At 67.8% G+C, this 5,293-nt stretch carries 5 protein-coding genes; 4 read left to right on the top strand and 1 reads right to left on the bottom strand.

Annotated features, from left to right (window positions below):
- From ACWELQ_RS37225 to ACWELQ_RS37210, 4 genes are all read left to right on the top strand, one after another.
- On the top strand, positions 1 to 616 hold a 616-nt coding region (locus ACWELQ_RS37225), incomplete at its 5' end, for a sulfotransferase family protein (RefSeq protein WP_452401712.1).
- An 83-nt stretch (positions 617 to 699) separates the two neighbouring features.
- On the top strand, positions 700 to 1,347 hold the full coding sequence (locus ACWELQ_RS37220; protein WP_452401711.1) for an NUDIX hydrolase: 648 nt from the start codon (positions 700 to 702) through the stop codon (positions 1,345 to 1,347).
- Between the two features lie 163 nt (positions 1,348 to 1,510).
- Positions 1,511 to 2,863 carry a TIGR03118 family protein gene (locus ACWELQ_RS37215; RefSeq protein ID WP_452401710.1) on the top strand — a complete coding sequence of 451 codons (1,353 nt, stop codon included), beginning with the start codon at positions 1,511 to 1,513 and terminating at the stop codon, positions 2,861 to 2,863.
- Positions 2,864 to 3,033: 170 nt separating this feature from the next.
- Positions 3,034 to 3,573: a hypothetical protein gene (locus tag ACWELQ_RS37210; RefSeq protein WP_452401709.1), complete on the top strand. Its 540-nt coding sequence runs from the start codon at positions 3,034 to 3,036 to the stop codon at positions 3,571 to 3,573.
- Between the two features lie 5 nt (positions 3,574 to 3,578).
- Here ACWELQ_RS37210 and ACWELQ_RS37205 read toward each other — a convergent pair.
- Positions 3,579 to 5,293, bottom strand: a 1,715-nt coding sequence (locus tag ACWELQ_RS37205) for a CocE/NonD family hydrolase (protein WP_452401708.1), incomplete at its 5' end; no start/stop codon positions are given.

Raw genomic sequence — 5,293 nt, 5'->3', positions numbered from 1 at the left:
GCGGCAGACGGTGAAATCCATCTCCTACGAGTCGCTGGCCTACCTGCCGACCTATTCGGAGTGGCTGCGCAAACAGGACTGGACCGACGCCTACGCGCGGCACAAGAAGAACCTGCAACTGATCGGCCTGGGCGATGAGCGCCGCTGGATCCTCAAGAACCCCAGCCACCTGTTCGCCCTCGACTCGCTCATGCAGGTCTACCCGGACGCGCTGATCATCCAGACCCACCGTGACCCGGTCACCATCGTCGGCTCCTCGTGCAGCCTGTCGGAGGCGACCACGCAGGGCTGGTCCACCACCTTCGTCGGCGACAAGATCGGCTCCACGCAGCTCGAGTTGTGGTCGCGCGGCCTGCGCGAATTCAACACGGCCCGTGCGCGATACAACCCGGACCAGTTCCTCGACATCGAGTTCGACGAACTGCGCGCCGACCCCTTCGCCACCGTCGAGAAGATCTACTCCACCTTCGGCCTCGACTACACCGACGCCGCCCGCTCGGCCATGACCACCCTCGACGAGGAGAGCAAGTCCGGCGACCGCAAACCGGCCCACCGCTACTCCCTCGCCGACTACGGCCTCACCGAGGACCAGGTCCGAGCCGAATTCCAGCTCTGACCAACCCCTGTCCGACGACCGGTCGCGCCTCGGGCGTGACCGGTCGTTGTCGTCTGTGCCGCAGGATGATCTAGGTTCGAGGGATGACGGTCGATGCGGACGCGGGTGGGGACCAGCACGGTGGTGGGACTGCCGGTCGGGTGCGGGCGGCTGTGGCCAAGGCGTTGGAGTCTTTCGGTCGTCGGGCCGTCGACCTGGACGGACGCAAGGCGGCCGCGGTCCTGATCGCGATCGCCGATCGCAAGGGGGAACTGGGGATCTGGCTGACCGAGCGTTCGGCCGACCTGCGGGCGCACGCGGGGCAGTTCGCGTTGCCGGGCGGGCGGTTGGATCCGGGTGAGGACGCGCAGACGGCGGCATTGCGGGAGTTGCACGAGGAATTGGGGATCGAGCTGCCCCGGACGGCGGTACTCGGGCTGCTCGACGACTACCCGACTCGGTCCGGGTATGTGATGACACCGGTGGTGGCCTGGGCCGGGATCGAGCCGGTTCTCAAACCCAATCCCGCCGAAGTGGCTGTGGTGCACTGGATTCCGCTCGCCGAACTCGATGTCGAGCCGAAGTTCTCCCCGGTCCCCGGGTCCGATCGGCCCGCCATCAAGCTCCCGATGCTCGGTGGCCACCTGCATGCCCCCACCGCCGCGATCCTTTACCAGTTCCGAGAAGTGGTCCTGCACGGCCGCCCCACCCGCGTCGACGAGCTGGATCAGCCCCGCTTCGCCTGGGAGTGATGCTGGGGAATGGGGCGTCGGTGGTACTGACTGCATCTCTACCAGCGAAAATAGTCGTTTCCGAATGGAAATGAGGGTCCCCTAACGCCGCCTCGAATCTTCCAGCTATGGTTAGCATCACCTAACGCCGCACCTGGGCGTTTTGTTGGAAGAAGGACCTGAGATGAACGGACGCTCGAGCGGCATGCCCGTGCGTAAGACCCTGCTGCGCGTATCGGCGGTGGGTGCGGCATTGGTGATGGCGGCGGCGTGCAGCAGCACGAAGTCGAACAGCGACGACGTGAAGGCGCTCGACGGAAACCATTACGCCCAGGTCAATATCGCCTCCAACAAGGAGTCGGACAAGGCGCAGTTCACCGACAAGAACTTCATCAACGCCTGGGGCATCGCGGATCGCCCCAAGGGCGCGGGCGGGCACTTCTGGGTCGGCGCGGGCGGGTACTCCTTCCAGTTCGTCGGTGACGTCACCCAGTCGCCGGATGCCAAGTACCAGAAGATGTTCCAGGACCCGCTGAAGCTGGTCACCATTCCGGGCGCGGACTCGATTCCGGACGACGACGGCGACGACTCCGAGGGCAAGACCACCGGCGTCCTCTTCAACCCGGCCCCGATCACCTCCGACATCTTCGCGGTCAAGGATCAGCCGGTCAGCTACGACGGCAAGGACGAGAAGCTCACCGGCTCGGCGCGATTCATCTTCGCCACCGACTCCGGCAAGATCTCCGGCTGGACCGAGCAGGGCGCGGGTGGCGCGATCGTGCGCCACGACGGCCCGGCCGTCCTCGAATACGACGGCACCGCAGCCGGAATGAAGTTCAAGGGCCTGGCCCTGGACCCGTCCGGCACCAAGCTGCTGGCCGCCGACTTCGGCAAGGACCCGCAGGTCCGCACCTTCGACAAGGACTGGAAGCTGGTGCCCACCACCGGTTTCGCCAACCCCTTCGCCACCGGTGACGCCGTCGATCCGGCCGACGCCTCGAAGGGCAACAAGATCAAGGTCGGCGATCCCGCGCCGTTCAATGTCGCCACCATCGGCGACCGCGTCTTCGTCACCTACGCCGTCACCCAGTCCGAGGGCGGCGACCCGAACAAGCTCAAGGCGGGCGAGGAAGACAAGCTTGACAAGGGCCAGGAGAAGGACGCGGGCAACAAGGCCAAGAAGGGCCAGGTCGCCGAGTTCGACAAGAGCGGCAAGCTGGTTCGCACCCTCGACGCCGACGGCCGCCTCAACGCGCCGTGGGCCGTCACGCTCGCCCCGCAGAACTTCGGGCCGCTCTCGGGCAAGCTGCTGATCGGCAACTTCGGTGGTGCGGGGCACATCCTGGCGCTCGACGACCAGAGCGGCAAGTTCGTCGACTACCTGCGTGATGCCGACGGCAAGCCCGCCGAGATCGACGGGCTGTGGGGTCTGATGTTCGGCAATGGCGAGAGCCTCGGCGACGCCAACGCCCTGTACTTCACGGCCGGTCCGAACGATGAGAAGGAAGGGCTGTTCGGCAGCCTCCGCCTGAAGTAGGTCCTAGGCGAAACCCGCGGCCCCGAGCTGATTCCGGCTCGGGGCCGCGGCGTTTTCCGGCGGCGGTGAAGGATATATCTGTCCCCGGCCACGACTTCTGCGCCCCTCGCTGTGCGGTCCTCACCTAGGCTGGTGACTGAATTGTCCTTATTTGAGGTAAGGAGCTCGGCATGATCGCTGCGGTCGTCATCGATCTCGACGGGACTTTGATCGAGTCTCCGCGAGACACCGGCTATGCCCTCGACCAGGTACGGCAGGTCCGGGCGAAGGAAGGCGCGGCCGCGCTGGTGCGCGTGCTCGCGGACTATGTGCCGGTGGTGGTCGCCACCACCGCGCCCGCCCGCTACGTCGCGGCGCTGACCGATCAGCTGCCCGAGCTTTTCGACCCGATCTCCAGCATCGTCGTCGGCGACCCCGCCGACGGGCCCGCCGAACTGCTGGAGATCGCACTCGAATCACTGGGCATGGCACCGGGAAACGTGGTGGCCCTGCTCAATTCCGCCGACGGCCTCATGGACGCCCGCGCCCTCGGAATGCGGGCGATGGCACTGCCCGACCCGCGGCATCCGCTGCCGTGGCAGGTCACCGCGGCGGGCATTCCCCTCACCCCGACCCCGCACCATGCGGCGGTGTCGCTGCTGCGTCTCTTCCGGACCGAGGGCGTGATCCCGTTGCGCTGGAAGCTCATCCGGCAGCTGCTGCCGGTCTGATTCCGTCAGCCGACGGGCCGCCACCTGAAGGTCAGGGTGCTCGGTGCGGTCGGGCCGGTGTGGATGGTGCAGCGGGTGTCCGGGCTCTGGTGATACCAGCCTGGGAACTGGCCGCGCAGCGGGTCACGCGAGAACGGCCAGCGGCCACTGATTTCCAAGCGCAGTCGCTCGCCCGCGCGCAGGCGGGTGGCGTGCGGAAGCAGGGCGATATCGATCGAGATCGGTTCGCCGGGGGTCAACGGCTCGGGCTTGTGGTGGGTGTGGACCGGCTGCAGGGGAGTCGACAGGGCCGGGTCCAGGGTGCGGTGGGCCAGGCGCTGCCAGCCCTTGGTGACCACGTCGGCGTCGAAACCGTAGGAGCCCTCGAAGCAGATCTCGCGGCCGTCGCGGAATTTGCGCAGGACCGCGAAGAGATTCAGGTCCTCGGCGTCGGCGAGTTCCAGGCGCAGGCGCAGGGCGGCGGGGCCCAGGATGTCGAGATCGGCGGGCGCGGTCCAGGTCCAGGCCAGGCTGTGGCGGGTGCGGAAGGGGTGTTGTGCCGCGGTCGGATCCGGGGTGTCGGTGAGCAGTCCCTCGGCGCGCAGGTGCAGGGTGGCGGTCTCGGCGTCGGCGGGCGGCCACTCGTCGGAGTAGTGGATCTGGGCGGGTTCGCGGCCCTCCTCGTGGACGGCGATGCGGACGGCGGGGCGCTCGGCCCAGCCGTTGTCGGCGTCCCGTAAAACGTGGTCGAAGAAGCGAATTCGCTCCCTGGTGGCCTCCGGGCCGTAGTAGTGCGACCATTTCCCGTCGCGATGGGTGTAGAGCCATTTGCGCGCTGAACCGGCCCGCCGGAAGGCTTCGAAACTGCCGCGACTGTGCAGGCTGTGATCGGAGAAGGACGCGCACACCAGCATCGGCACGGTGATCCGTTCGAGCGCGGGGGTGCGTTCGGCGTACCAGTCGTCGCGGTCGGGGCGGTGCAGGATCTCGGCGCGGATATTGTCGGAGACCCGGGCCGCGCGGGCCGTCGCCCTACTCCAGAACACGCTGAAGCCGTCCTCGCGGACGCCGCCGGGGTAGGCGAAATCGCGGTAGAAGTCGCTGAAGCCCTCCCACACGCACAGCGCGGCCAGGTGCGGCGGGCGCAGCGCGGCCACGCGGTACTGGCTCAGGGCCAGGTAGGAGACGCCGTCCAGGCCCACCCGCCCGGTCGACCAGGGTTGTGCCGCAACCCATTCGATGAGGTCGTAGTAGTCCTGGGCTTCCTGCTCGGTGAACAGCGAGCCGATGCCCGCGCTGGTGCCGCCGCCGCGCAGGTCGGCATTGACCACCACATAGCCGTGCTCGGTCCACACCTGCGGATCCGGGGCTTCCCAGCTGGTCAGGTCGCTGAAGCGGACGCGGCCGGGCTGCGGCATCAGCCGGTACTGGCCCGCGACGCCGCGACCGCGCCTGCCGCGCACCGGCATCCGGTCCTTGCCGTAGGGGTGCGCGGACATGATCACCGGGTGCGGGCCGGGCGTATCGGGGTGAAAGACGTTGATACGCAATACGGTTCCGTCGCGTATGGGTACGGGCACGTCGTAGTCGGCCCGGACTTCGGGCGCGGGGACGATGTCGACGCCCGGCCGCACCAGATTGGCGAGACGGCGACCGGCGCGGCGCATCGCCTCCGGCCGTCGGATTCGCGCGTTGCCCATCGGTTCTGCCTTCCACTCGTCGGGTGTTCGCTGCTCACGGT

The organism is Nocardia sp. NPDC004722, assembly GCF_053601505.1.
Note: the sequence above shows the minus strand (reverse complement) of the source record. Positions and strands in the feature narration are given on the sequence as shown.